We start from the raw sequence: 523 nt of genomic DNA on the forward strand, positions 1-523 counted from the left end.
TTCACAACAATTAGCTAAACAATTATTTCATGGTGAAGGCTCAAAAAATACCATTGGAAGAATTTTGCAAAAAGTTAAAGAGTGGATTATAGCTATCCGTTTAGAAAAACAATATACCAAAGAAGAAATTATAGCACAGTATTTTAATATTTATGATTTTGGTAATAATGCCGATGGAATTCGTAGTGCTGCGCGTATTTATTTTGGTAAAGAACCAAAAGAATTAACATTAAAAGAATCTGCTATGTTGGTGGGTATGTTCAAAAACTCATCACTTTACAATCCAAGGCCTCATAGAAATCCAATAGGTGTTAAAAACAGACGTAATGTGGTTTTATCACAAATGTATAAGTATGATTATATAGATGAAACACTTAAAGATTCACTTCAAAAAACAGCATTAGATTTGAATTATTCACCAGAGTCGCACCGTGAAGGCTTAGCAACATATTTTAGAGGATATTTAGATGGTTTTATGAAGGAATGGATAAAAAATAATCCGCAACCAGATGGTTCTAAATGG

The 523-nt window shown here is 31.2% G+C and carries 1 protein-coding gene; it reads left to right on the plus strand.

The genetic code is table 11. The features are described 5' to 3' along the window. Positions 1-523 (plus strand): transglycosylase domain-containing protein (locus FUA24_RS07630; protein ID WP_187388213.1); only part of this gene is annotated, 523 nt, incomplete at both ends.

This window comes from Seonamhaeicola marinus (assembly GCF_008085455.1).